We start from the raw sequence: 25094 nt of genomic DNA, 5'->3' as shown, positions 1-25094 counted from the left end.
CTTTTGGCTTATGCCGCCAATTTTTTAAAAAAAATTTCATGACAATGCTGAGAGCTTCCCGAGGAGTTAAACGCCTTTTGATGTTTATCATCAAAAAACGCTCAATTTTTTTTATTTTACACAACATAAAAAATAAATTAGTGGGTATGCTATTGACTGAAGAGGGTGACCACACACTTAAACAGGTGTTTGTCATTAAAATTTTTTCATGTCGTGTTCTAACAAAAGTTTAAAGTGTCAAAAAGGAATACCATTCATTATTTGAAAATGGGGTGTTGACGAAAGACACTTTTAAATCGCTTTTTTAACATGTGCATTGAAACCCCTCTTCAAAGGAACGGACTTATGTTCGTTCCTTTTTATGTTTTCTTTCATTTTCAACACGTGGTAAAATAAAGAAAAAAATGGCGGGGAGTGTTATTATGAGCGATTGCATTTTTTGTAAAATTATTAACGGAGAAATTCCTTGTGCAAAAGTATACGAGGATGAACACGTTCTAGCTTTTATGGATATTATGCAGGTAACGAAAGGACATACACTCGTCATCCCAAAAGTACATAAAGAAAACGTTTTCGAGCTCACACCTGACATCTCAAGAAACTTTTTTGAAGCTGTTACGAAGGTCGCAAAGGCGGTAAAAAAACAATTGAATCCAAAAGGATTAAATTTAATCAATAACAATGGCGAAGAAGCCGGTCAAACAGTGTTTCATTACCATATGCACATAATTCCTCGGCACGGAAAAGAAGATGGTTTAGGCATAGTATGGAAATCCCATCAAAATGATTATACTCCAGAAGATCTTGCACAGCTTGCTGAAACAATAAAAGGCGGATTGCAATAAAAAATAAACGGCTAAAGGATCCTAACAACAGGATCCTTACTGTTTTCTAACCGACACAAAATTTTTTATTTCCCCTCTCCTTTTTTCATGATAGGATGTTTTTATAAATGTGTTAAAAGGAGGACGAATCGTGGATCGAGTATACAATTTTAATGCAGGACCAGCAGCTATACCAGTCGAAGTATTACAAAAAGCTCAAGGCGAGCTGTTGAATTTCAATCATACAGGCATGTCCGTCATGGAGCTGAGCCATCGGAGCCAGGCGTATGATGAGGTTCACAACAATGCCAAGAGCTTATTGAAAGAATTGCTTAATATCCCTGATTCGTATGATGTGTTATTTTTACAAGGCGGGGCAAGTCTGCAATTTGCCATGATCCCGATGAATTTTTTGAATAATGAAAATATCGCCTATTATATTTTAAGCGGAGCATGGTCTGAAAAAGCGTTAAGCGAAGCAAAAAAATTTGGTGAAACAAATGTGTTGGCATCAAGCAAAGAGTCAAATTACACACACATCCCAAAACAATTCGAGGCAAATTCGCTCCAAAATGCTGCGTATTTGCATATTACGTCAAACAACACAATTTTTGGGACGCAATGGCATGAGTTCCCAAGCACGAATGCACCGCTGATTGCGGATATGTCCAGCGATATTTTGAGCAGAGAGCTGAATATCGAACAGTTCGATCTCATTTACGCAGGGGCGCAAAAAAATCTAGGACCTTCCGGAGTCACTGTTGTCATCATTAAAAAAGATCTAATTGAAAAAGCAAATAAAAATGTACCAACTATTTTGAGCTATCAAACACATGCAAGCAAAAACTCTTTATATAACACTCCACCGACCTTTGCCATTTACATGCTTTCTCTAGTGTTGGAATGGGTAAAAGAACAAGGCGGAGTAGCTGAAATTGAACGCAGAAACAAACAAAAAGCTCAAATATTATATAACGCTATAGACGAAAGCGATGGCTTTTACAAAGGACATGCAGAAAAAGAAAGCCGTTCATTCATGAACGTAACATTTACGCTGCCGTCTGATGAATTGACAAAAGCGTTTGTTCAAGAGGCAAAAGAAAATCGATTAATAGGTCTATCCGGTCATCGTTCTGTCGGTGGCTGCCGTGCATCCATTTATAATGCGGTAACGATTGAAGCATGTGAAAAGCTCGCCCAGTTTATGAAAGAATTCAGAAAAAAACATTAAAAGCCTATCCTAACTTTAACGATCATACGCTATAATAGTGGAAAGTTTATTAAAGATGAGAACAGAAGAGGAGAGTTTAGAGATGAGAACGAAAGAATTAGTCATTTTATCTTTATTTGTCGCCATCGGCGTTGCTCTTCATGCGATTGTGCCGCCCATATTTAACGGGATGAAGCCGGATATGATGCTGTTGATGATGTTTTTAGGAATTTTCTTGTTTCCTGGGATGACAAACGCCGGTCTGCTGGGCATTGCAACTGGCATATTATCCGGATTGACAACCAGTTTTCCCGGCGGACTCGTTCCGAATATTATTGATAAAATTTTGACGGCATTTTTAATATATTTTCTATTTCTAGCCTTAAAACCACTCAAACAAGCAATAGCAAGGGCGGGAATTTTAACAGTCATAGGAACATTAATTTCCGGCACAGTGTTTCTTTTAGCAGCGCTCTTACTTGTAGGTCTCCCAGGAGGCGCCGGATTTACTGCATTGTTCCTTGCGGTTGTATTGCCGGCAACAGTTATCAATACAATTGCAATGGTGATTATTTATCCCATTGTTGAAAGCATTCTTAAACGTTCTAACGTTCTATCAGAAAATAAATAAAACAGATTGACCCGATCTATGATCGGGTTTTATTATTGTATATAATAAAGAAGAAAAGCTATTAAAAGTGACGTTAATCCGCCAATCGCTAAAACTGACGCCCTCTTTTTCAGAAGATGTTTTGGAGGATATGAACTCGCAGAATTGGCTAACTTCAAATTATAAAAAGCTCCTACAAGAAACAACATGCTAATGATAAAAAATAAAAAAATAACACCCGCCATAATTTCCCTCCCTTACTTTTAGTTTATGCATCTTCAACTAAGGCTATGTTTTTATTGACGGATTTTGAAAACAAGGAACTATAGGAGTGGTAAAAATGTCAAAAGGCAAATCTTTTCTATATGGATTTTTCGTCGGCGGTGTTGTTGCCGGAGCAGCTGCACTGATTACGGCTCAAGCGAGAAACGGCAATGTTTTAAAAAAGACAAGATGCAATTTGCATAAGCTTGAAAACATATTTGGAGACTTGAAATCTGATGGGAAATCGTTAAAAAAGCAAATCGCACAATCAGCGAAAGAAGGCTTGCAAATTGCTAAAGAAGTCGCTGCAGATGTCAATCGGTCCATTCAAGCATGGCAGATGGAAATTGATCCGAATAAAAAAAATTTGGAGCTGCATGTAAAAGAGATTAAAGATAAATTAACAGAGCTAGAAGATCAAATCAAAAAAGAAAGAAACTAACGCTTCAAGTTTGCGGAAGCCTTTTACAATTAAAAATATTAAACATGTCAAAGAATTGGCAGGGTGTCAATTCTTTTTTGCTATAATTTATAATCATGAAAAATTGTTACAGTATAGAAAATCTTGATCGTTCTCATCATTCTTCGCAAAATTTATTACCGCTTCTATGTGTACTATTTTTAGTGTTTCACTATTTATTTAAAAATTTCGTAAATTACATCTTTATAAATCTTTATTTTATTGGCATAATAGAAGATATTAAAAATGTTAGTATTATACAAAGTAGGTGGAAAAATTGAAGAGATCGCTCGACAGCTATACGATAAAAGATGCACTTCTGTTCAGCCAGCGTGTCGCTCAGCTAAGCAAAGCGCTTTGGAAATCCATTGAAAAGGATTGGCAGCGCTGGATTAAACCATATGATTTAAACATCAATGAACATCATATATTATGGATCGCCTATCATTTAAAAGGAGCCTCGATCTCAGAAATCGCAAAATTTGGGGTCATGCACGTATCGACGGCATTCAACTTTTCGAAAAAATTAGAAGAACGCGGTTATTTAAAATTTTCCAAAAAAGAAAATGATAAAAGAAATACTTACATACAATTAACAGAAAAAGGAGAGGAAGTGCTGCTTAAGCTTCTTGAAGATTATGATCCATCCAAAAACACCGTTCTGAAAGGCGCGCTTCCGCTGCAAAATCTATACGGAAAATTTCCTGAAATGATCGAAATTACAGCAATTATCCGAAACATTTACGGAGACGATTTCATGACAATTTTTGAACGCTCATTCAATAATATCGAAAATGACTTTGTCATTGAAGACGGAAAAATCAAGAAAAAGAAAGATGTGGAGGAACATTCTTATTTAAAAACTACAGTGAATCAATAGTTCGTTTTAAGTCTTTCATTAATTCAGTATACAGCCCTTGTAAATAAAGGGCATCGATCGTTTCATTGACATCCAGCTTTGGCGTCAGCTGTCCGGCAAAAAGCGTAAGGAGATTTTCAAAATATACAAATCCTTGCGCTTTTTGCTCCTTATGCTCCTTTGCTAATTCATCGCATATGCGAAAAACCTCTTCTATTTCCTCCTTCATAAGCCCTTTTTCCATCACGAGCTTGTAGAAAGGATACATTTCAATATTCATCATTTTCATAAACAAAGACATATAATATTCTAGAGTTTCCAGTCTTCTTTCTAAATCTTTCATTCCATCACATCTTTCTTCGGTTCATAATGGGGGCTGAAAACTCCCCAAAAATTTCCCATAACCCTATCTTTTTTGTCATTATTTTGATATTGTAATAGGTATGAATGGAAGGGGGGATTTCAAATGCTATTATATTTTATCATTTTTGCCGTCTTCATTCTATTTTATATAAACAAACTGACAACTGCTCTTTGTTCCATTCGTGAACTCCCTGAAGAAAAACAGTCAAACGTATTCCGCACCATTAATGTCTTAATTACCATTTTACTAATTTCATCATACATAGAAATTTCCTTTACTTAAAAGTTTTTTTACTTCATTAAAAAAGCCGGCAGAAAACCTCTTCTGCCGACTTTTTTGAAACCATTAATAGATCCAAGCAGCACCAACAATAATTAGTAAGATGAACAATACAACGATTAACGCAAAGCCTCCACCATATCCTCCGCTCATCACGACACCCCCTTTTTGTGTCTTTACGTTATCGTATGCACTGTTCTTTTTTTCGCATAGGCATTTGTCCTTCTTACTGGAATTTTCTTAACCCAAATTCGAAACGATTTTTCCATTACTTGGACAAACAGTTGCAAATCATATAGTTTCATGTCAAAATGTGAGTATATTTGTTTTAGATAGACAAAAAAAGGTAGGAGTTGTAAAGTATGAAAAAATTTGCATTAGCGGTTATCGCAACGGCCAGCTTATTCGCTTTGAATGCATGTTCAAACGGTGCAAATGATGCGGTCGTTGAAACAAAAGCCGGAGATATTACGAAGGACGAATTTTATGAAGCATTGAAAAACCGTTTTGGTAAAGATGTTTTACAAGAACTTGTGCATGAAAAAGTATTAAGCGAAAAATTTAAAGTCTCCGACAAAGAAATTGATGAAGAGCTCGAAAAAATGAAACAGCAGTACGGCTCCCAGTACGATTTAATTGCTCAGCAATACGGAGACAAGGTTTTGAGACAAATCGTGAAGGTCGACTTGCTACGCAAGAAGGCAACAGAAGCGAATATTAAAATTACAGATAAAGATTTAAAAGAATATTATGATTCATTGAAAGGAAAAGTACGCGCCAGCCACATTTTAGTGGAAGATGAAAAAACAGCGAAAGAAGTAAAAGAAAAACTTAATAAAGGCGAAAAATTTGAGGATTTGGCAAAAGAATATTCGATCGACGGATCTGCCTCCAACGGAGGAGATCTTGGATGGTTTGGCAAAGGCCAGATGGTGAAAGAATTTGAAAATGTGGCATTTAAATTAAAAGAAGGAGAAATCAGCGATCCTGTTAAAACAGAATACGGTTACCACATTATTAAAATCACTCAGACGGTAAAACCATTCGAAGAAATGAAAGACAGCCTGAAAGAAGATGTCAAAAAACAGAAAATATCTGATCCGTCATTGATGCAGGAAGCTATTGACAAAGCAATTAAAAACGCAGATGTAAAAGTAAACGACAAAGATCTAAAAGATTTGTTTGAAACCCAAAATTAACATATGGCATATAGAAGAAAGGGGGACTAAAAGCAAAGCTTCGTCCCCCCTTTTTAGCATTCAAAACATGACAGCGTATATAAATGTTTTTTTATCAACCTGCACCAGCTTTGCCGGGTTGACAATGGATCTTTTTATCCGGATTAAAGCAGCTCACGTTTTGTCTGATGTCTTTTGACTGTTTGATGATGTTTTTCCGAAAATCGTCGCGCTCCCGCTGGTCGGATAGAGGAAATTGAAAGCATAGTAGAAAAGCTGACACAATTTAGTTTCTAATTTGCAGATGTCATCTTTTCTTTCGCTCGCTTTTCTTTTTCTTTTTTCATTCTTTCGATATATACATTTCCTTCCCGCTCAATAAAAATTTCTTCTATTTCTTTGTCTTTTTTAGCTGTTTTATATGCCATATATGCACTAAAAATAATTCCAACAATACATAAATATACCCACCACGGCAGAAACGTCATTCCATCTCCTCCTTGCATAGACAAGCTTTTTTATTTCATTTTATGCAAGGGGCTCTATATTATGATTCTCTATCGATGAAATGACGGTTTATAGAATGAGCGATTGTCCAGAGCGAAAATCCGTTCCGTAAATTCTCCCGGCTTGACTCGTTCAAGCGCCCGGTCCAGCATGTTCATTTTTGCATCGATATTATCAATATGATGGAGAATTTCCGCTTCCTTAACCATCGGCATTTTCGGACTTCCCCATTCCGGTTTCCCGTGATGGCTTAATACCATATGCTGCAAAATGACGACCTCTTCGCCGGAAATCCCAAGTTCCTTCGCTGCTTCTCCAATTTCGTTTACCATGATGGAAATATGCCCAAGCAAATTCCCTTCAACTGTATAAGAAGTGGAAATGGGGCCCGACAGCTCAATTACTTTGCCAAGATCATGAAGTATGACCCCGGCATATAATAAATCCTTGTCTAAACTCGGATAAAAGTCAGCAATCGCTTTGGCAAGGTCAAGCATGGAAACAACATGATAGGCAAGGCCTGATACATATTCATGATGGTTTTTCGTCGCCGCCGGATATAAGAGAAAAGCGCTTTGATGCTTGTTCATCAAGAATCTTGTTATCCGTTGAATGTTTGGATTTTTCATTTCAAATATGTACTTCGTAATTTTTTCAACCATTTCTTCTTGAGATAATGGCGCTCTTTCTACAAAATCCTGTACATTTAAATTTTCATGCGGCTCTGCCAATCGGATGTTGCGGATTTTCAGTTGATTTCTTCCCCTGTAATGATGGATATCGCCAAATATTTTAACAATCTGTTGAGGCAGATAATTTTCTTCATCTTCTTTGCTCACATCCCATAGTTTTGCTTCAATTTCCCCGGAACGGTCTTGCAAAATTAACGTTAAAAAAGGTTTTCCATTGCTTGCAATACCTTTTGTTACTGATTTTATCAGCAAAAAAAGATCTACCTGCTCCCCAACATTGTAATGAATAATTCCTTTAGCCATCGTATTCTCCTTCCACTTTCCGCCTCGTAACTTATAGTATAGCATACGAACCAAATGTGCGACGGTCTGACAAATATATTTTATAAGTAAATGATTTCTTCGTCTTGAAAGTAAGATAATATATGCTGATGGCAAGTAAACAGCAGCATTTGATGATGATCCGACAGCTGTCTCATGATACTCACAATATTTTTTATGCGCAAATGATCAAAATTCACAAAGCTGTCATCGATCATTAATGGAAGATGAATTCTCTTTTGCATGCTTTCTGCCAGCGCAAACCGGATCGCCGTGTACAGTTGTTCAGCTGTTCCTTGACTCAGTTCTTCAGCCGTAAAAACAAGCCCGTCTTTCCTTTTCACTGAGAAAGAAGGCGAACCCTCCGCCAGATAAATGTTTTCGTATTCCCCAGACGTTGCTATTCGGAAAAAATATTCCATTTTATGCAACAACTTCGGCATTTTTTCATTTCGAACATAATTCGTCGTATGTTTCAGCATCTCTCTTGCCACTGCCATTGCCGCCCATTTTTTCGCAAGCTTTTTTGCTGCAGAACGCTTCATTTCAAACGAATATTTCAACTCAGAATATAGACCTGATAGTTCTATTTTTCTAATCTCTATTTCTGTTTCCGCTAATTTCTTCCGGATAGAATCCTTCATTTTTTCGAGTTCTTCTTCTTTTTCCTCAAGAAATGTTTCTCGCTCTTTCAAAGCCCTCTCATTTTGATAATCGTTCATATCACTTGATGTCAATAATCCTTTCGTTCGCAGCTGCCCTTCAATCCAGTTTAATTCGGTTTCGATTTTTTCTTTCTCTTTTTTGAGCATTCCTATTTTTCTATATTCTTCCTCGCTTGCTGCTCCGGCTGACTGAAACAGCTTCTCTAATTCTCTTTCAATGCTTTGAAAGGTCAAACGAAATTTTGTTTTTTCCTCTTGAACCTCTTTTAGCTGCTTCATCAATGCCTCTTTTTGCGATCGTTTCTTTATATTTTCTTCCATTATTCTTCTCAGTTCTGAATAGCGTTTCTCAATTGAGTCGGCACGAATGTTATAATATTCACACAAAGGCTCAAACTTTTTTCTAAACTGATTTAAGTTTTCTTCATACAAACGAACTTTTTCCTCTAACATTCTTTTTTCTCTTATCAGCTTTTGACAGCTTGCGATGCGTTCAAACTGCTCAAGCAATTGTGATCCTTCGGCTTCTTTCGGAAGTTGAAAATGTTCATAAAACGGGAAAATTAAATGTTGCAATTGATACTTTTCATGTTCCCATTCATCATATAACGAAAGAATCCGTTCATAAGCTTGTTCTTTACCTTTATAATTCATCTTTTCGATCTCAATTTTTTGGCGGACTTGCTGATCCTTCCATAATATTTCCTTAATATGCTTCAAACGCAACGTTCTTTCCAAGATTCGGGAATCATTTTGTTTATCAAGTTTTTTCACAAGCTGTTCATGCTCATTTTGTAAATGCTTTAACAGCTCATCATCCTGTGGACGGAAGAAAAAGAAAACAATGATGAATGGAAGAAACGCTGTTAAAAACAGCCAATTCTTATAAACGAACGAAAGAACAATGGCAAACGCAAAAACAGATAGCAAAGATACAGTGAGAATTTTCCATTTTTTTAATTTTTCCCGATTCTTTTTTTCTCTTTCATTGATTTTTGCTTTTAACTGGGCAATCTGCTCTTTTAAATAATGTTTGTCGGCCGTTTGCGCCATTTCTTGTTCTATGGCTGACTGCTCCTCTATTAATCTTTCCCTTTCAGATGGATCAAGCAGAAAAGATTCGTATTCTTTTATGCGGCGCTCACATTCTTCCAGCGAATATTGGGCACGCTCATATTGTTCATCGAGAAGCTTTTTTCTTTGAAATAATTGTTCATATTTCTTCGCAGCATCCTTTATTTTTTCCTTCATGCGAACAGATGTGTCGATTTTTTTTATAGCATTTTCATCTTGATGGCCGAAAATATAGATGAGCTCCTCATGAATCTGTCCTTCCAGCATTTGTTGTTGAACAATGAAAAGTTTTTGTTCTTCTAATTGTTTTTGGATGAGGGGAAATTGACTTTTTAATTCCTCAAATATTGTCTCGTCAGCTGGACGGCCGTCGATCTTCAAGGCTGATAAGGAATCCTCGATCCCCTTTTCTTTTTCCTGCACCCTTCCCAGCTGTTCTAAAACTTCGTCTCTTCTTGCCGAAAGCTTTTCCAGTCGAACAAACCCGTCCTCCGGGAATTGAATGCCGTCAGGAAAATCTTTTAACAGCTGCAAGCATTCTTTCCGTCTTTCCAAAAGGGGAAGAACTGCTATTTGTTTTTCCACTTTTTTCCGTTCTGTTTTCAGCGTCACCTTCTCGTTCTGGCAGTCCTTCAGCTGCTTCTCTAAGCTGTCCCTTTCTTTGATCAAAAAATTGTAAGCGCGCTGCTGTTCTTTTGCATGTTGCAGTTCTGCAAAGTCCTCCATCAGTTCATTTAACGATCTGTTCAGCAACGGTTTTCGTCCGTTCGGTTTAAACAAATCCTCCTGCTCTCTCTGCAGTTTCTCCTCTAAACGATATAACTGATCAGACCCGAATACACTTGTTAAAAATAAATATTTTCCCAGCTTCTCACGATTCAGCTCATACACTTTTTGCAGCCCGAATAAATCAAAGGAAAAAATCGCTTGATATGTTGGTCTGTCGGTTCCTTTTAAAATTTCAGCCAGCTCTTTATCCCCTCCTGTCCGTCCATCCTGAAAATAAAGAGTTACATCCCCCGCTGCGGCTCTCCCTTTTACGCGCTCCACTTTTACTGTTCCGTAAATTTCACATTCGATGATTAATGCCCCGCCGTATTTTCCGCCCGCTTTCGGTTCGAACCGTTTATCTGGATGCTGTTTAACGGGAAATCCGAACAGCATGCTGTGGATAAAAGACATCAGCGTCGATTTTCCGGCTTCATTTAAACCGTAAATGACTTGTATGCCATGATCCGAAAATGAAATTTTTTTATCTGCAAATTTTCCGTAGCCATAAATGTGCAGTTCTTTTATTTTCATCTTATCACCTTTTTTACGACCGCTTCCATTCTTGTTTAAACAGCTCATAATAAATCATTGTTTTCGCTTCTTTTATCAATTCTTCTTTTTCATTTTCTGTGAAAGATTGAAAGAAACGCCGAAATAAACGATTTTTATATAAAGGCCCCATCGCTTCGTCAAATTGATGAAAATGATCCAAAATTTGTTCAAAATCTTTCGAAATGTAAGAGGAGGAGAAAAAGTCGTCGCTCGGCACGATTTGATGTTGAATGGAAACAATCCAAACGAATTCGTTCTTTCCTTCTTCCTCTTCATTCAATATTTGCGCAAGCTCATCCAAATGATCCTGATCCATAAGATCCCAAAACAATGATGAAGCTCCATCTAGCATAATTGTCAAAAGAGCCGAGCCATTTCTTCTCTGCTGTTCCTTTACCGCTCGAATATGATCATGCAGCTCGCCAACAGCAGCTATTTCATTTACAGAGAGCTTGATTTCATTCCAAAGTATGTCAAATACCGGCACAAATCGGTACGCGCTTTTCCCGCCTTCTGCTAATTCTACAAGATACACTCCCTTTTCTCCCGTTTCTTTTTTATGGCGGCCTTGAATATTTCCCGGATAAATAATCGGAGGGTCGGAACGATGTAAAATTTGCCGTTTATGTATATGTCCTAAAGCCCAATAATCAAAATCTTTTTCCAATAAATTTTGAATCGTAAAAGGACAATACGGCTCATGTCCTTCCGTCCCTGACGCGGTGCCGTGAAGAAGACCGATATGAAGCGGCGCTTCGCTTCTTTTTTGAAATTTATAGACAATATTTTCTGTAACCGAACGAGTTGGATAGCTGTAGCCGTAAATGTTGGCTAAAACCTTTCCGTCGCGGACAAACGGTATACATTCTACATCACGATCGGAAAAAATATGAACGTTTTCAGGCCATTGAATATGAACCCAATTACCTCCTGTATGATCATGATTTCCAAAAATAATAAAAACTTGGATGCCTTCTTCATTGAGCCGTTCAAACTGTTTCTTTAATCTCAACTGGGCTTTCAAACTGCGGTCTTCGTCATCATACAAATCTCCTGCGATCAGTATAAAATCGACTTTTTCTTTTGCCGCCAGTTCAATTACACGTTCAAATGCCGTAAAAGTACTTTCTTGAATTCTTTTAAAGATGCTTTCCGGCAAATGCTCAAGCCCTGTGAACGGACTATCTAAATGCAAATCTGCCGTATGTATAAATGTTATGCGGCGAGTCATAGTCTCCCTCTTTTCACTTGTTTCCGGAACGTACGTTTGCTTTTCCATATTATATCATTTTAATGTGAAAAAATACATCCCGGTACCCGGGCCCCTGCCAAAAAATTTTTTAAAAAAAGCTGAAAGGATTTTTTTTCAGGAAAAAGAAATATATTTTTTAAAAAAGGAGGATGTTTGAAATGCCGACATATTTTTTAACTGCGTTTACAAACAAAGGAGAACTGCTTTTAAATGAAAAGTTTGAAGCAAATTCAGAACAAGAGGCAAAAGAAATCGGTTCAGAAATATTGAAGGAGCATCAATGTTTAAATACCGCGCATCGCTTAGTTACTTCTTCTGGTCGGCTTGTTTTATTTCATCGCTAAAACTTAACAGGATTGACAGTCCACAAAACAATGACAGGGGAAGTCTTTCACAACAAAAATACTGCGCGGCATAAGCCGCCCGCTATATTCATCCTGCTCCCCAAATTTTATGAGGCTAATTTAAAATATCTAAATGGATATGACGCTTTTTAGCCATTTACCCGTGTGGAAAAATTGTAGTGGGCATCTAAAATCAGTTTTTTCCTAGTCCCCTGCATTTTGTGGGGGGCATTTTTCTTTCCAAAACTGCCTCTCAAAAATTAGGATGATTTTGGTTCTGGAGCTCACTAAAATCCCGATCACAACAATGCTAATAATGGTCGCGACGACATCATGTTTAAGAACTAAATTTGAAAAAGTAATAGCTAAAAGACCGACTATTCCAATTATGATGAACATCTTATTATCTCCCATTTTGTTCACAGAGCCCCCTTCAATATCATCCCATTAATTTAAAGCTAACATGATGAAACAGATTTATCAGAGGCTGTCCAAGAAGTCCTAAAAATAAAAGCAAGTAGAGAATAGCTCGTATTTCTCTACTTGCTTTTGTATGTTTTGTCTGAAGTCTGCCGGCTACGTTTGTTGCAGGCTAATGGCGCAATCGCTTTTATGATTAAGTCTCGCGATCTCATCTATTAAAATTTGTTCTAAAGTGTTTTTAGGGAAATACGGAAATCGTTCTCCATTTTCGACGTTCCCAAGCTCTTGTTTTCTATCGGGCCCTCCTTTCAACACGACCCGATACGTTGTGGAGCGTAAAATTATCAATTTTCGCCATAAAGAGCGTTTAGCAATTTGATTTTTTCATTTGTATAATGTTTAAAGCCATCGTTATACGATTTCGGATCTTTCGGATTGGCGAAATGAGTGATTTCCCGGGAAACCGGGTCGATCAATTTGCTTGATGCCCCGCAGCCTAATCCGATAATCGTTTGCATTTCTTCCATGATGATTATATTGTATATACTCTCATAACCCTTCCGGGAATATCCGACATTTTCTAAATTTCCTAAAATATTTTTTTGACGGTACAAATAATAAGGCTCATAATGATTTGCCTTTGTCCATTCAACCGCTTTATTCATCATTTTTTCTACTTCGCTTCGTTCAGCTACTTTATATTTTTCTTTGTTTTTTGTCATTTCCGATGCCCGCTTAAAGGAAAGCGTGTGGACAGTCAATGATTCAGGCATCAATTTGGCTGTCTCCTCAAGGGTGAACTCAAATTCTTTTAACCCTTCCCCCGGCAGTCCAATAATTAAATCCATGTTGATGTTGTTGATGCCCATTTCCCTAGCTAAATGAAATTTTTCAATCGTCTCCTCAACTGTATGATGTCTTCCGATTGCTTTCAATGTTTCCTGTATATATGATTGAGGATTAATGCTGATTCTGTCTATGTTCCATTTTTTTAAAACATTCAGCTTCTCTCTTGTAATTGTATCCGGCCTGCCGGCTTCTACTGTGATTTCCCGAATGCGATCAACATTTGGAAAAGATGTATACATTTCTTCATAAAGCATATCCATTTCTTCTGCCGTAATGCTTGTCGGTGTCCCTCCGCCGTAATAAACGGTCGTAATATTGATGCCTCGTTCTTTTAGCCATTCGCCGATCATTCTCATTTCATAATGCAGACCGCCGAGAAAAGAATCAACTTTTCCTTGCTTGCCGCCAATAGCATAGGCAGGAAAGGTACAATATGCACATTTTGTCGGGCAAAAAGGAATGCCGATATAAATGCTTACTTCTTTTGTCAAATTGTAAAGATCAGGAACAACAGTTAATTGTTTTTCTACAATTTGTTCCATGATGCGAATTTTTTCATTTGATACGAGCAAATCTTCTTTTAATTGTTTATAAATTTCTTCATTTTTTCTTCCTTCAAGCTTCTTTTTATGAAAAAGCTTAGTGGGTCGGACACCTGTTAAAATCCCCCATTTTTGCGTAATTCCCGTATACTGTTGAAGAGCTGTTACATAAACATTCAATACCGCCTGCTTCATTTGTTTGAATTGTTCTTTTTCATCTGTTGCGGTAAAGCTTTTTTCTAAAAAAGCTTCATACGTTTTTCCTTCTGCTTTTAGCTCGCAAGCCAACCGAAAATCACTTTGTCTGAATTCGAAATTGAATAATGCTTCGATATCATGTTCAGAAGGTTTTAAAAAAATTTCGGCTTCTTCAAAAAACAAATTAGATATTAACTGAAGAGGCCGCATAAAACGTTCATCATTTATGCCGCTGATTTGAATGCGCATGTGATCACCTTGTCGAATAGAATAAAACTCCTTATAGTGTACTAAAGGGGATTTTTTCAGTCAATACGAAAAAAACATCCTAAGAAGCGGATGTTTTTTATCTGTTTTTAATTTTATTTAAAAATTTAATTGGGTATTGTTTTCGGAAATGCTCTTTTACCATATATGAAACGCCTTGTTCATCATTCGACCTCGTGATCCAGTCTGCTGCCCGTTTTACTTCAAACGGAGCATTCCCCATCGCAACCCCCAAACCTGCCTGCTGGATCATATCCAAGTCGTCAAGGCCGTCGCCGATTGCGACCATTTCATCCAGCTTAATGCCTAAATGATTGCCAAGTACCTGCAAGCCATTCAGTTTAGATATTCCCTTTGGAACAATTTCAATTTTTCCGTCATGAATCTCGATCACATCTACATCATAAAAAGAATCAAGTATCGTTTTTTCCGCCTCTTTCAATTCCTCCTTCGTATCAAAATATACATCAATTTTTGGGGCAGCTACTGGCTCATCAATTAACGCATCAGCAAGAGATTCTACAAATTGAATTGGATAAAAAAGCGGATCTGACGAATTCAATAGCATTTTGCTTACAAGATTTGAAGAGATTTTTTTCCGGTTGCCGATCGAAAAACGCTCATGAATGATTCGAATATTACAATTAAAATATTCGAGCACTTGCACAATATTAAATGTTTTTTCTTCTGAAATTCGCTTCACATAAAGAGGTTCATCTAAACGGTTTCCGATGAACGCTCCCCCATGAGTAATTAAGTGGCTGTCTATTTTGAGCGCCTTTGCAACTTTTTTTGCCGATTGAAAATGGCGGTTCGTCACCAAAGTAATATATACATCCTTTTTTTGAACAAATTCTATCGCATCCTTCGTAGAATGCTGAAGGCGTCCATTTGAACGGAGGAGCGTTCCGTCGATATTTAAGGCAAGCAAGCGGTAGAGCATGTGTTGTCCCCCTTCTCTTGTTGTTAAATTCTATTATGAAAATATGTCCTTGTGAGACAAATTAGAACTTTTGTGTACTAAAGGAAGGGGAAACATTATGACACCGATTCATATTGAACAGAAAACATTTCATTTAGCACTAGGGCAACAGCGCCAATGACCGTCGCTTGATCTCCCAGCTTTGACAACACAATTTCTGTTTTTTTCGCTTGCTCTGTCAAAGCTCTTTGTTCAACCACTTCTTGAATCGGAGTTAAAATAAAATTCTTTGCCTTTGCTAATCCGCCCCCAATAATAATCCGCTCTGGATTGAATAAATGGATAATGTTCATGATGGCAATTCCTAAATACCTGCCAGTCTCCTCTAAAATGTCTTTAGCAAGCAGGTCTCCTTCTAATGCAGCCTCATAAATCAGTTCTCCGTTCACATTTTCTATCATTCCGTTTGTCCGTTCTATTAATTTCGTTTTATACCCAAGCGATATTTTGTTTAATGTACGCTGTTTTATCCCTTCAGACCCAACAAGCGCCTCTAAACATCCGTCTTTCCCACACGAACATTTCAAACCGCTGCTTTCTATAAACATATGGCCGATTTCACCCGCTAGTCCGTTCGTTCCATGAAACAGCTTCTTATTTAAAATCAAACCTGCCCCAACTCCATGACTGATCTTAATGCATACAAGATTGCTAATTCCCACCCCGCTGCCAAACCAGTTTTCGCCTATTGCCATGGCACGAACATCATTTTCAATTTTGACAGGAAGACGAAATTCTTTTTCAAGCTCTTTTTTTAACGGTACATTTCGATGCTGCAATTGGGGAGCAAAACCGCTTGAACATTCATCTGCGTCAATCCTGCCATGAATACCAATGCCAATTCCTACAAATTTTTTTAATTCTATACAAGCTTCATCCATCATAATGTAAAGCTGTTTAGCAATCATTTGGAACAAACGTGAACTCGTCATCTCTTCTTTCATCGTGATTGTTTTATATAAAAGTGTTTGAGCGTTTAAATCCGTGATGGCAAATCGGATTTCCCTCGGGCTGATATCAATACCGAAAACATAAAAATTTGATGAGTTGATTTTCAGCAAAATGGGTTTTCTTCCCCCGCTGGAAGATCCGGTCTGCCACTCTTTTACCAATCCTTCTTCCAACAATTCATTTACAATATTTGTGACTGTCGGAGGTGTTAATTTTGTTTCTTTCGCAATGTCAGATCTTGAAATCGATCCGTGTGTCCGAATTGTATTAACTCAACTTTCGCAGCTCAATTTTGGTAAATAAGCCTTGATATAATTAGGCAAAACTACAATCCATTTACGTAATTGACTTTCGATGAATTTTTTAATCTTTTGATTTACATTTTGAAGTGCATCTTCAAGAATTTCAATGAGTAGTTGAAGTGCAAAGGCCCAATCTAGTTCATCGATTTCATCACAAAGTTCATAAAAAATGCCGCCTAATGTTCGATAATCTGTACTTACTCGGTTTTGCCAAGACAAAACAATGTACCTTGTAAACACAATAGTGGTATGGCTGATCATGGAATCATAAGATCTTCCTTGGAACTCTTTTTGGAGTTTCAATAAGGATTTGACTGTTTTGAAGAATACTTCAATATCCCAACGTATCCCATAAATACGAATGATTTCTTGATCCGATAAAGTACAGTCTGTACTCAAAATAGCTAGCCACTGTCTCTTTTTATTACGATTACGGACAAATACCACTTTAACAGGTACGCCATTTGCCATCGTTGTGTGAATAGAGCGCAAAATACCCTTTTGATGTTGTGATGGTTTAGCTGTTTGGTATAGTTTTTTTAGGCTCACCCATTCACCGTTCACTTGATATCTTTGTTTTGTATCCTTCACCATTCCAATAACATCCAACCCTTGATCCACAATGGACTTGATCAAAGGCTGTTGGGTAAACCATGTATCCATTAAAACGTATGAGGCATCGATTCCTTGAGAAAGTGCCCGTTTAATCATATTGGGAATAACTTCCGGCGCTTTTTGTAAAGCTTCGACACGCCGCTTATAACCGGATGTACGCTTATCGATTCGGTTATCAATCCCATTGATTTGGGAATTCGTAGAGCTTAATAAAGCAAAATCAATAGGCAAAAATGTAGCACCATCTGACCAGCCGAGTGTAAGCATACGAAATCCTTTGTAATAACGCATTTTTTGAGAAGAATGATCGAAACAGCGAGCAAGCAGTTCAACCTTTTTACTGCGATTTCGTTCATAAGATGAGTCGTCCACGATCAGCACTTTCGGACGGTCGTGTCTCGTTAAACTACTTACCTTCATAATGGTGAAAGTACTCAAAACAAGTAAAAACCTGCGCCAATTGTATTGAGGGTTATTTAAGAAGCGATAAATAGCGTTTTTTTCCGGCAAATCTTTAGCTTTTTTACTTTGAAGAAGTCGAAACAAATTTTTGCCTTCAAAAACTAAACTAAAAACTAGCTGGAATAAATAGGCGCAGGAATAACCGAAACCCTTGTTAATTCCCACTTTCCTTAAATATTTTAAGATTTCAAGTTCATCAAATATAGCTTTTACTTCTTTTGGTAGTTGATTGTTCAGTCTGTTATTCGTTATCATAATAAGAGACACCTCACCTGCTTTTGGTAATGTTTTTTCTGGACAATTAAACTATACCAAAAGTTGAGGTGTTTTTTTTTTGCAAATTTTTATGTCAAGAAGTATTCGAAACAACCAACAAACCCATTAACCGTAAGGCTTAGAAATCCAATTTACTGTGAGAAAGTTGAGTATTAAGAATTAAAGATTTATTCAATGATTTCATTAATTGGAAACTGCCGACAATTTTTTCATCTTTCATGACAACCACCCCGAAATATACAGAGGCTCGTAATGTAAACCCTTACATTTTAGTATCTCAATGAATCAAGGTTTTCGCAAGTAATATTTTATTAGAAATTCCTACAGCTCGATGCTGAAAGAGGAAATGAAGAGAGTATGAAAGGGGATTTCTCCCCTTTCATGTTTCATAATTTATTTTTCTAAATAATGGATTTCAGAAATTTTAACAGCTGTTTTTCCTCCAGGTATGTCTAAATCAATCGAATTTCCTCTCATTTCAAGCAGCAGCTGATTACCGATGGGAGATAAAAATGAAATTTTCCCTTGGTCAGGATCAGCTTCTTCAGGAAAACAGATTGTATATGTTTCTTCATCCTCTTCTTCCAAATATACAATTTTCACTGTCGCCCCAATAAAAACTTTTGTGAAAATATCTTCATCTTCTTGATTAAAAAGCTGTTCCAATTCCCTTACATATTGCAAAAACTTTTTTTGATTATTCATATAAAATCGGCCGATTGGAGAAGTTCTGTCATTTTGTTGTTTCTGAAAAAGCGTTAATTGTTCTCGCAATGCCGTTTTTAAGCTGGATAGCGTACTATGGCTCATAAAATATGCCACCTCCTTTTTCTTTAATAAAAAAATGGAAAATGAGTCTTTGATTCATGATCTGTTCCCTCCAATTTTGAAAATGAAAAAAGAGATGCACAAAAAGTACATCTCACTCTAGACTACCAAATATTTTACTTTTTTCAATAAAATCCTTGATTTGATATTCTTTTCTTTTACTATTCACTTTTTTTATAAAGCTCATCAAGCGGCTCCAAAATAATGCTGGTTATCCTCTGTAAAAGCATATTCATGCTTTCCTCTGCTTTCAACAATGCAGCAATCTTGCCGTTTTGCTGTACTAATTGAACGCATTTTTCTGCATGAATAATTTCTTCTTCAGTAATTTCTTTTCCGGTTACTTGTTTTTCATGCAGGTTTAATTGAGTGCTGCGAAAGTTGTGGAAAATGTTTTTCGCTGATTCATCGTGTTGGACATCATCATACAATTTTTTTAATTGAATATATTCCTTGCTTTGTTCTAATGCTTTTTTCAAATCGTACGCGGAATTATATAAAATATTAGACACTCCTAATCCCTCCTCGCTCCGCGAGCCCTTTTAGCTAATATAAAGGATGACAAGGCCGCCTGTCAAAAAAGTTTTAAAATTCCCTTACACCCTGAGGAATTTTTTAGAAGTTCGGGAAGCTACGGTTTCATTTCATGAAGAGGAGAGTTATTAATTGTGCCGATTCTCCTTAGCTTTACGTCAACATCCACATGAACCTGTATATCTTTAAAATGAGAGTGCCAATCTTTTTTAACTTTATGCCAAATCGACGGATGGCTGCGATGAAGGGCTTCTCCAAATCCAAAAATATCTACTTCATATTTTTTCTGGGAAGCTTGAATAGCTGTCAGAATATCTTTTTTAACCTTTTCCTCAGCTTTTTTCTGCAAAAGGTTTATCGTTTCTATTTTCTCCAAATCCATTCGTTCGCATTGAACCTCGGCTACCGCCCCATCTATATGCAGCTGAACGGTGCCTTTAAACTGATGACCGTCAACTTTTGTTTGAATCTTGCTGTTTGTTCGGATCGTTTCAATTGCCACCTTCTTCTCTTTGCATGGCACATTAATGACTGCTCTTTGCACTTTTCCTAATGCATAATGGAGACCATTGCTTTCCTTCTCCGTTAACCAGTCAACTAACTTATCTTTTCTCATGATAGCTACACTGCCAAATTTGAGATACGCATCAGCTTTTGTTTTTTCAACATTTTCTATTTTTTCTCCAGCTTCAGGATTGCCTATTATTTCTACACCTATCACATGAGGTTCAATGCCTTTATAAACTAACTCGTTGACAAATTGATTGATTTCTATTGTTTCGATAGGCCCCCATGATTTTTCAGATAACTTTAATGAAGAACTTAATTTATGTGCGGGAATTGTCTCCAGCTGGCTAAGTACTTTTAAAATGTTTTCAGCTCTAGTGTTTTTAGCGATAGAGAGATAAAAATCTGTCCGAAATTCTTTCCCCCTTACTACATAATCAATAATTTCCCCCATTCCTTCTTTTGCTAAATCCTCTCCAATAATCAACATGCGGAGATGACTTGAATAAACGGCTCTTGGCGAGAAAGTTGTCACTTTTCTCATCGCCTCAGACAATGTACGCGCTTTCGACTGGAATGTTCTAACAGGAGCTTTTGTTATTCCCCCTTGTTTTACAGTTGCTACCTGTCCCGGGTTGATCACTTGTATCGTTACAAGTAATTCATCATCTACTTTGTCTATTCCTAATGCTGAAACGATTGCGATGTCATTTAACTCCCTCCGATCCCAGCAGCCTGCCAGCAACATGATGGACGCCAATATGAATAAAAGACTTGTCAACCGCTTATTCATCTATTTCCCCTCACATGACGCTGACGTTTTTTCATTAGAGCTGTACCCAACAGGATGAGAGGAAAAAGAAACCCGATCGTTAAAGAGTACAAAGGCCAAATATTATGTACAAACTCAAAAAAGTGAACGATGTTCGGATGGAAGGCGATCGCATACACAATCAGCATCATAGAAATAGGAAGAGTAATCGAACGATAATCTTTTATTTTAAATAGTTGAGAGAGACCTAAAACAAAAGCATAAAAACTGATGGTTAGCTTATAAAAAATAGATAAAAACCAAATTCCCGCCATAATAACCTCTACGCGTTGAAAAAATTTTCCTATTTCAATTTTTCTTGCCAGGGCATAGCTCGGATATATTTGTCTGGCTGTATTTTCGACACCTAAAACAAGAATAGAAAACATGACAACAAATGTAAGCAGGATTCCTCCAATTATAACGCCTACTAAAAATCCTTTTTCTGCTCCTTTTTGATGATTGACAAAGGGAGCAATCATTAAAAAAACGATTAATTCTAAATACGGCAGACTAATAAAATGATAAAACCCAAATAAAATCGGTTTCATTCCTTCTCCCAATATCGGTTGCAGGTTTCCTATTTTGATTTGAGGCAAAATCGCGATGAAATAGATTGCTAAAAGGATGAATAGCCATAATGAAATGATTTCTGAAGAACGTCCAATCACTTCTAATCCTAAAAGGGTTGCCATAACAACGACTCCCATAAAAACAATATGGATAGCATCGATCGGTGTATCAGGCATCATTTGAGTAGTTGTAAAATCGCCGATTTCCCTGAGCAATTCACCGGATAAAATAAAAGCATACATGAGAAATAATGCAACCGCGAATTTTCCAATCCATTTTCCGAGCAAAAGCTCGCATATTTCTACAAGAGTCATATTTGGAAAAATTGAATATATTTTAATGTACATAAGCACTAAAAGAATGGAGATGATGACCGTAAAAATGATTGCTATCCAAGCATCCTGTTTCGCATCATTCACTAATGCAGTAGGAGCAACGAGAATTGAACTTCCAATCGTAAATAATAAAACTAACATTTTATATTGATTTGCTGTTATTTTCCCGTTGTCTAACATACCTTCACCAACCTCTTATTGAAATATTTTGTTCACTGCTTCGCTTAGCGGCTGGTAGATCCATGTGAGCAATTCAATCGGATTTGGAATAGGAAAATTAATGCATCTGGCAATACTTAATCCTGTTCCTAAAAAAAGAAAAATGATAAACACAATAAAATCCTTCCAGAGCTTATGTTTTAATAGCAGCAGAGCTTCGATTATAAAAATACATGCAGAAACGAAAAGAATGCCGATTATGTTCCACATTCATTTAATACCCCTTTAGGTAATCTATTTCTTCTTTCGTTGATTTTCGTTTTGAAAAAGTGATTTCTCTCTTTTCGTATTTTGCTGTGAACTAAAAACTCGTGGTCGAAAAATAAGCAGACGGCGGGGCAGACGAATAAAAACGTCCTTTTGATCTGCCAGCGTAAACGGAGCCATTGGACTTAAATAAGGGACGCCAAATGAACGAAGACTGCTCAAATGAAGAACAAGCGCCACCAATCCAAGGATAATTCCGAACAAACCGAAAGATGCGGCAAGCCCCATAAAAACAAATCGTAACATCCGCACGGTGATCGCTAGGTCATACGAGCTGACCATAAAACTTGAGATAGCTGTAAATGCTACAACAATTACCATTGCGGCGGAAACAATTCCCGCGTCTACTGCTGCCGTCCCGACAACTAATGTTCCAACAATTGAAACGGCTTGTCCGATAGCTCTTGGCATTCGAAGTCCTGCTTCCCTTAAAATTTCAAGCATAATTTCCATTAGAAATGCTTCAATAAATGCGGGAAACGGAACGCCTTCCCTTTGGGCGGCAAGACTGATCAAAAGCTGTGTCGGCAGCATTTCCTGATGAAAAGTTGTAATAGCAACATAAAGAGACGGTGCAAGGAGCGAAGTGAAAAAACCGAAAAAACGGAGAAAACGAATTAATGAACTTATATCTGCGCGTTGATAATAATCTTCAGGGGATTGCAGAAATTGCACAAAAATTGACGGTACAGTTAAAACGAAAGGAGTGCCGTCCACTAAAATGGCTACGCGGCCTTCGAGAAGATGTCCTGCCACGATATCAGGACGTTCCGTATTATAAATAGTTGGAAATGGCGTGTATGAGTCATCTTGAATCAGCTCTTCGATATAACCGCTCTCTAATATTCCATCAATATCAATTTGTTCAATTCTGCTTCTGACCTCCTGCACCACTTCTTCTCTCACAATCCCTTTAATATACATAATGCTGACTTCCGTTTTTGTTACTTTTCCGACTTTTTTTGATTCAATCCATAAACGATGGTCTTTTATCTTTCTGCGAATAAGGGAAGTATTGACACGCAAATTTTCCGTAAATCCTTCCCGAGGACCGCGAATAGTTGTTTCAGTTGTTGTCTCTTGGACTCCCCTCTCCTTTCCGCCTTTCATTTCAACGGCAAAGCCTTGTTCGTATCCATCGAATAATAAAACAACTTTTCCAGACAGAACAGCATTCGTGATAACGTTGAAATCATGCACATCTTCAATCGAACCGACGGTCAAGACCATTTCTTTTATATAATTGAGCAGCGTCAAACCTGCCAGATCTTTCAGATCCACTTCATTTCTTCTCAATTCAAACATTAACGATTCCATAACAAAATTATGATTCGCTTCACTGTTAATCAAACCGTCCGTATAAATAATCCCGACGCGGATTTCCCCTTGTCTTCCTATTCTTATTTCCCTTGTAACAATGTCGCTGCTGTTGCCAAATGCTTCTCTAATTTTTTTTAAGTTTTCATGCAAGCTGCGTTTGATCGTTTCTTTGCTTTGCGGTTGCTCGCTGCTATCTTGCTTTTCCTTGTCTGCTAATAGCTGTTCAAATGACTTTTTATCGATCGATTTCTTAAAAAATTTTAAAAAACTCATGCCGAATCCCCCTAACGGTTTTTGAACCTTTTACTTGTAAAGTGCCCAATTGTTCTTTTAATATGTAAAAAATCCCATGAAGCAGGCGGTTTGCCTGTTTTCATGGGATTAAATAAACAGAATGATAATCGATTGTACGAACCCGATTATACCACCAAGGAGAGCGCCTAAGTAGGTAATCATTTTAAATTCCCTTTTGGAAATAGTCAGTACAACTTCTTCGAGACGTTCAACCGAGAAGGATTCTACCTGTTCCGTCACAATTTCATCGATATCGAAAGCTTTCATAATCTGTTCCACACTGTTTTGCAAATAAAGAACAGAGCTGGAAATGACAGCTGGCAGCATTTTTTCCGTAATTGCTTGTTTATACGGCTGGATAAGCTCTGAAATTGGTTTATCCAATGTTTCGTAGATACGTATTTTTTCCGAAATAAGTTTTGCAATGGACAAGCTTGTCTTGTCTTTGTCCATCCTGCTTGTAACCTCAGAAACCGGCATATCAAGCAATCGGCTCCATTCTTTAAAAAGAATGGAAGCAATCAGATCAATCGTTCCTTGATGACGAAAAAACTTTGCTGCTTCTAATTGAATTTTATCTGCGATATTCAAGTTCCCTAAAAACATTTGAATCATGCCGCCAAACGTTCCTTTTTGTTGAAGAAAGTCATCGATCATTCTTTGCAGCGCTTGTTTCCCTTCATCACTTTCAACATATTGAACGCCTTTCATTGCAATCCATTCTGCAAGATTAGGAATTTGCAATTCGATGTTCTTCTTCCATTCTTGCGGCAAAAACTGACTGACTTTTTGATCTGTATTGAAAAAATGAAGTATGCTTTTTTCAATCGCTCGTTCAAGTCGGGTGGTAATCATTTCCTTGCTGTTGGACACTCCATACTCTTCCAGTAATTCCGTTAAAGTTTTTTGTTTGGCAAGCCAAGCATCTATCGATTGAAGCAGGAATGATTGTATTTTCTGCTGGAAGGAGACCTCCTCCATTTTCTTTTTGATTCCTTCTGGTGTAACTAAATGCTCGATCACCATTTTTCCTAGCTGCCTAGCCAGCTCATCCCGGCGTTTCGGAATAAGGCCTGGCGTAAAGGGAAGCTTTTTTCCAAACAAATAGATTGGTCTATATGGGCGAAAAAGCATTTTAATGGCAATGTAATTCGTAACACCGCCAATAAATGCACTAATTACGACCATCATAGCTGATGTTAATATAAATTCCATTTGCATCTTCCTCACTGTTTATTCACAAGATCAACTGCCAGACATACGATATCATAGCATGATTTACCTAAGTTAATATTATAAATCGGTTAACATTT

At 37.3% G+C, this 25094-nt stretch carries 26 protein-coding genes and 1 pseudogene; 8 read left to right on the top strand and 19 right to left on the bottom strand.

From position 1 onward, the window contains the following. Window positions 1-422: 422 nt before the first annotated feature. The 5 genes from NSQ61_RS00635 (at window position 423) to NSQ61_RS00615 (ending at window position 4248) form a co-directional block, all read left to right on the top strand. Complete coding sequence (locus tag NSQ61_RS00635) at window positions 423-845, top strand: HIT family protein (RefSeq protein WP_063387316.1); 423 nt, start codon at window positions 423-425, stop codon at window positions 843-845. A gap of 130 nt (window positions 846-975) precedes the next feature. Next, on the top strand, window positions 976-2055 hold the full coding sequence (serC, locus tag NSQ61_RS00630; RefSeq protein ID WP_063387315.1) for a 3-phosphoserine/phosphohydroxythreonine transaminase: 1080 nt from the start codon (window positions 976-978) through the stop codon (window positions 2053-2055). A gap of 82 nt (window positions 2056-2137) precedes the next feature. Continuing rightward, complete coding sequence (locus tag NSQ61_RS00625) at window positions 2138-2665, top strand: tryptophan transporter (RefSeq protein ID WP_063387314.1); 528 nt, start codon at window positions 2138-2140, stop codon at window positions 2663-2665. 319 nt (window positions 2666-2984) lie between these two features. Next, window positions 2985-3350 carry a hypothetical protein gene (locus tag NSQ61_RS00620; RefSeq protein WP_063387312.1) on the top strand — a complete coding sequence of 122 codons (366 nt, stop codon included), beginning with the start codon at window positions 2985-2987 and terminating at the stop codon, window positions 3348-3350. Between the two features lie 295 nt (window positions 3351-3645). After that, window positions 3646-4248: an HTH-type transcriptional regulator Hpr gene (locus NSQ61_RS00615; RefSeq protein ID WP_066248920.1), complete on the top strand. Its 603-nt coding sequence runs from the start codon at window positions 3646-3648 to the stop codon at window positions 4246-4248. Here the strand turns inward: NSQ61_RS00615 and NSQ61_RS00610 are convergent. Continuing rightward, entirely contained in the window at window positions 4232-4570 is a 339-nt protein-coding gene (locus NSQ61_RS00610) for a DUF1878 family protein (RefSeq protein WP_063387310.1), read from the bottom strand. The genes NSQ61_RS00615 and NSQ61_RS00610 overlap by 17 nt on opposite strands. A 123-nt stretch (window positions 4571-4693) precedes the next feature. Between NSQ61_RS00610 and NSQ61_RS00605 the strand changes: the two genes are divergently transcribed. After that, on the top strand, window positions 4694-4873 hold the full coding sequence (locus NSQ61_RS00605; protein WP_066248923.1) for a hypothetical protein: 180 nt from the start codon (window positions 4694-4696) through the stop codon (window positions 4871-4873). 63 nt (window positions 4874-4936) lie between these two features. Here the strand turns inward: NSQ61_RS00605 and NSQ61_RS00600 are convergent, their stop codons facing one another. Then, complete coding sequence (locus NSQ61_RS00600) at window positions 4937-5023, bottom strand: YjcZ family sporulation protein (protein ID WP_063387309.1); 87 nt, start codon at window positions 5021-5023, stop codon at window positions 4937-4939. Between the two features lie 209 nt (window positions 5024-5232). Between NSQ61_RS00600 and NSQ61_RS00595 the strand changes: the two genes are divergently transcribed. After that, complete coding sequence (locus tag NSQ61_RS00595) at window positions 5233-6069, top strand: peptidylprolyl isomerase (protein ID WP_066248925.1); 837 nt, start codon at window positions 5233-5235, stop codon at window positions 6067-6069. Window positions 6070-6341: 272 nt separating this feature from the next. On the opposite strand, the gene NSQ61_RS00590 is transcribed toward NSQ61_RS00595, so the two are convergent. From NSQ61_RS00590 to NSQ61_RS00575, 4 genes are all read right to left on the bottom strand, one after another. After that, window positions 6342-6536, bottom strand: a complete 195-nt coding sequence (locus tag NSQ61_RS00590) for a sporulation YhaL family protein (protein ID WP_063387307.1) — start codon at window positions 6534-6536, stop codon at window positions 6342-6344. A 69-nt stretch (window positions 6537-6605) separates the two neighbouring features. After that, window positions 6606-7550, bottom strand: coding sequence for a 3'-5' exoribonuclease YhaM (gene yhaM, locus NSQ61_RS00585; protein WP_066248928.1), 945 nt, complete (start codon window positions 7548-7550; stop codon window positions 6606-6608). Window positions 7551-7630: 80 nt separating this feature from the next. Then, on the bottom strand, window positions 7631-10609 hold the full coding sequence (locus NSQ61_RS00580; RefSeq protein ID WP_340805650.1) for an ATP-binding protein: 2979 nt from the start codon (window positions 10607-10609) through the stop codon (window positions 7631-7633). A gap of 13 nt (window positions 10610-10622) precedes the next feature. After that, window positions 10623-11861, bottom strand: coding sequence for a metallophosphoesterase family protein (locus NSQ61_RS00575; RefSeq protein ID WP_340805648.1), 1239 nt, complete (start codon window positions 11859-11861; stop codon window positions 10623-10625). Window positions 11862-12040: 179 nt separating this feature from the next. Here NSQ61_RS00575 and NSQ61_RS00570 point away from each other — a divergent pair, with 179 nt between their 5' ends. Then, entirely contained in the window at window positions 12041-12226 is a 186-nt protein-coding gene (locus NSQ61_RS00570; RefSeq protein WP_066248936.1) for a YhzD family protein, read from the top strand. Between the two features lie 204 nt (window positions 12227-12430). On the opposite strand, the gene NSQ61_RS00565 is transcribed toward NSQ61_RS00570, so the two are convergent. The 13 genes and pseudogenes from NSQ61_RS00565 to NSQ61_RS00510 form a co-directional block, all read right to left on the bottom strand. Beyond that, window positions 12431-12625: a hypothetical protein gene (locus NSQ61_RS00565; RefSeq protein WP_311066419.1), complete on the bottom strand. Its 195-nt coding sequence runs from the start codon at window positions 12623-12625 to the stop codon at window positions 12431-12433. Between the two features lie 368 nt (window positions 12626-12993). Then, a complete protein-coding gene (locus tag NSQ61_RS00560; RefSeq protein ID WP_130158840.1) occupies window positions 12994-14487 on the bottom strand; it encodes a coproporphyrinogen III oxidase in 1494 nt (497 codons plus the stop codon). 97 nt (window positions 14488-14584) lie between these two features. Further along, entirely contained in the window at window positions 14585-15448 is an 864-nt protein-coding gene (locus NSQ61_RS00555; RefSeq protein WP_094244621.1) for a Cof-type HAD-IIB family hydrolase, read from the bottom strand. Between the two features lie 95 nt (window positions 15449-15543). Further along, window positions 15544-16599, bottom strand: coding sequence for an ROK family protein (locus NSQ61_RS00550; RefSeq protein WP_340805646.1), 1056 nt, complete (start codon window positions 16597-16599; stop codon window positions 15544-15546). A gap of 3 nt (window positions 16600-16602) precedes the next feature. Further along, window positions 16603-16701: pseudogene (locus tag NSQ61_RS20165) on the bottom strand (winged helix-turn-helix transcriptional regulator); the annotation flags it as partial. A 9-nt stretch (window positions 16702-16710) separates the two neighbouring features. Next, window positions 16711-18072 (bottom strand): IS4 family transposase, encoded by a 1362-nt coding sequence (locus tag NSQ61_RS00545; protein WP_094245809.1) that lies wholly within the window; start codon window positions 18070-18072, stop codon window positions 16711-16713. 414 nt (window positions 18073-18486) lie between these two features. Next, window positions 18487-18903: a GreA/GreB family elongation factor gene (locus NSQ61_RS00540; RefSeq protein ID WP_063387297.1), complete on the bottom strand. Its 417-nt coding sequence runs from the start codon at window positions 18901-18903 to the stop codon at window positions 18487-18489. Window positions 18904-19082: 179 nt separating this feature from the next. After that, on the bottom strand, window positions 19083-19433 hold the full coding sequence (locus tag NSQ61_RS00535; protein WP_066248950.1) for a YlbF family regulator: 351 nt from the start codon (window positions 19431-19433) through the stop codon (window positions 19083-19085). Window positions 19434-19552: 119 nt separating this feature from the next. Next, window positions 19553-20755, bottom strand: coding sequence for a Ger(x)C family spore germination protein (locus NSQ61_RS00530; RefSeq protein WP_066248952.1), 1203 nt, complete (start codon window positions 20753-20755; stop codon window positions 19553-19555). Next, window positions 20752-21861 carry a GerAB/ArcD/ProY family transporter gene (locus tag NSQ61_RS00525; RefSeq protein ID WP_144597092.1) on the bottom strand — a complete coding sequence of 370 codons (1110 nt, stop codon included), beginning with the start codon at window positions 21859-21861 and terminating at the stop codon, window positions 20752-20754. Before NSQ61_RS00525 ends, NSQ61_RS00530 begins: the two co-directional genes overlap by 4 nt. A 15-nt stretch (window positions 21862-21876) precedes the next feature. Next, window positions 21877-22110, bottom strand: coding sequence for a hypothetical protein (locus NSQ61_RS00520; protein WP_066248956.1), 234 nt, complete (start codon window positions 22108-22110; stop codon window positions 21877-21879). Window positions 22111-22134: 24 nt separating this feature from the next. Next, complete coding sequence (locus tag NSQ61_RS00515) at window positions 22135-23760, bottom strand: spore germination protein (RefSeq protein WP_340805644.1); 1626 nt, start codon at window positions 23758-23760, stop codon at window positions 22135-22137. A gap of 108 nt (window positions 23761-23868) precedes the next feature. Beyond that, on the bottom strand, window positions 23869-24996 hold the full coding sequence (locus NSQ61_RS00510; RefSeq protein WP_158640161.1) for a DUF445 domain-containing protein: 1128 nt from the start codon (window positions 24994-24996) through the stop codon (window positions 23869-23871). Between the last annotated feature and the right edge of the window lie 98 nt (window positions 24997-25094).

Source organism: Aeribacillus sp. FSL K6-1121 (assembly GCF_038003725.1).
Classification (GTDB): Bacteria; Bacillota; Bacilli; order Bacillales; family Aeribacillaceae; genus Aeribacillus; species Aeribacillus composti.
The sequence above is the reverse complement of the archived record's forward strand: the minus strand, read 5'-3'. Positions and strand labels throughout refer to the sequence as shown.